We start from the raw sequence: 1,723 nt of genomic DNA, 5'->3' as shown, positions 1-1,723 counted from the left end.
GTCTGCGCCGTCGAATCGGCGTTGGCGATGTTCTCGGAGATCACCCGGATGCGGCCGGCCTGGGCGCGCAAGCCGGAGGTCGCGATGCCCATCGACCTGGAGAAATCTCCGACATCGTCTGCCATGGCGCGCTCCTTCGGTTATGATCAGCGCTTGCCGATCGCGGTCTTGATCAGGCCGAGACTGCGGCTGTAGAGCGATGTCACCGCCGCGTAGTCCATCTGGTTGGCCGAGACCTTCAGCATCTCGTCCTCGAGATTGACGGCGTTGCCGGCCGGACGCGTCTGGAAGCCTGCCTTGCCGTCGACGGCGAAGCTGGAGCTGCCACCCGGCGCCGTCAGGTGCGAGGCGCTGGTGCGCATCATCGCCAGCGTGCCGCCGGTCGCGCCCGTAGCCGGATTGCCGTTGCGGTCGAAGGTCGGCGCAACCAGATCGCGCGGCCGGAAGTTCGGCGTGTCGGAATTGGAGACGTTCTCGGCCAGAACCTTCTGGCGCTCCTGATGCCATTCCATCTTGGTGCGCAGCGCCGCCAAGGCAGGAAGATCGGTGATGGACATCGGCCTCTCCTTCGGGTTCCCGACCGCGGCGGGCGGCTGGCGGGTTGCCGGTAGGCAGAATTTGCCGAGCTTATGGTTAACGATCGGTTAAGAACGCCCAAAGTGCACTGACAGAGTGGCGCAAAGCTTAAGGGTTAGGTCAGAAGTCGTTTTGGCCGATCCGATTCGTAGGGTATTAAAAAGTCGGGATGGCGGGCATTTGCCGCTGCAGATCGAACCAGAAGCAGGCAAACGGGGACGCAAGGCGAGCCGCAGCATCGTTCGAAGTTCACGCTCGGGACAGCCGGCCTTCGAACCGCTGACAAGGCAGCCTGCGTATCTGGCCAGGGATAGAGCATGTCGCAGACGCCAGTGATGTTCTTTTTCGCATTCATCGCCGTTCTGGTGATGATCGGCGCGGCGGCCTGGCTGGTCCGGCGCTTCGCCGGCAACCGGCTCGGCGCCAATGCCAATCGCGGCCGGATGCCGCGTCTGGCCGTGATCGACGCCGCCGCAGTCGACGGCCGCCGGCGTTTGGTGCTGGTCCGCCGCGACAACGTCGAACATCTGCTGATGATCGGCGGACCCAGCGACATCGTGGTCGAGCCGAACATCGTCCGCGCCACGCCCGGCCGGGACGCGGTACCGCAGCGCCCGAGTCATAGCGGCGAGCCGCGGCTGTCCACCGATGTGGGATCATGGGACGAGGTCGGCGCCGAGCCCGAACCTGCGCTGCCCGAGTTGCCGCCGATTCCGCCGCGCCCTTCGCGTCCGTCCTTCGCCGAGGAGGTGCGGCGAGCACCGCCGATGCCGGCACCCGATCGGCGCAACGATCCGTTCGCCGGGCTCGTGCCCGAGCCGATCAGCCGGCCGCCCGAACCGCGCCCCGAATTGCGGCCCGAGCCGCGCGCTGAGCTGCGTCCCGAGCCGCGTCCTGAACCTCGCGTCGAGGCGCCGCGTCCCCGCCCTGAACCAGCGATGCCGCGCCCGCCGCGGCCCGAAGCCGCTCCGCTGCCCAAGACGCCGCCGCTCCGCGCGGACCGTCCCGTTCCGCCGCCGCCTGCTCCCCCCGCGCCGCCGCCCGCACCTGCGCCGAGCGCGCTGTCGGAAGCCGACCAGAACCTGGCCGAAATGGCCAACCGCCTCGAGGCCGCCCTGCGTCTCCGCCCGCCGAAGCGTCGCCGTCC

The 1,723-nt window shown here is 68.4% G+C and carries 3 protein-coding genes; 1 reads left to right on the top strand and 2 read right to left on the bottom strand.

Annotation, left to right across the window (positions count from 1 at the left end):
* The coding region (locus I5M_RS04130) for a flagellar basal body protein (RefSeq protein WP_031335321.1) at nt 1-125 on the bottom strand (125 nt) is incomplete at its 3' end.
* A 21-nt stretch (nt 126-146) separates the two neighbouring features.
* A complete protein-coding gene (gene flgB / locus I5M_RS04125; RefSeq protein ID WP_022720246.1) occupies nt 147-557 on the bottom strand; it encodes a flagellar basal body rod protein FlgB in 411 nt (136 codons plus the stop codon).
* Nucleotides 558-893: 336 nt separating this feature from the next.
* Here flgB and I5M_RS04120 point away from each other — a divergent pair.
* The coding region (locus I5M_RS04120) for a flagellar biosynthetic protein FliO (RefSeq protein ID WP_031335322.1) at nt 894-1,723 on the top strand (830 nt) is incomplete at its 3' end.

This window comes from Rhodopseudomonas sp. B29 (genome assembly GCF_000333455.1).
Classification (GTDB): Bacteria; Pseudomonadota; Alphaproteobacteria; order Rhizobiales; family Xanthobacteraceae; genus Rhodopseudomonas.
The sequence above is the reverse complement of the archived record's forward strand: the minus strand, read 5'-3'. Positions and strand labels throughout refer to the sequence as shown.

Bases quoted from the DNA above. Each gene is read 5' to 3' on its own strand.
- flgB (WP_022720246.1), bottom strand. From the start codon at position 557: ATGTCCATCACCGATCTTCCTGCCTTGGCGGCGCTGCGCACCAAGATG.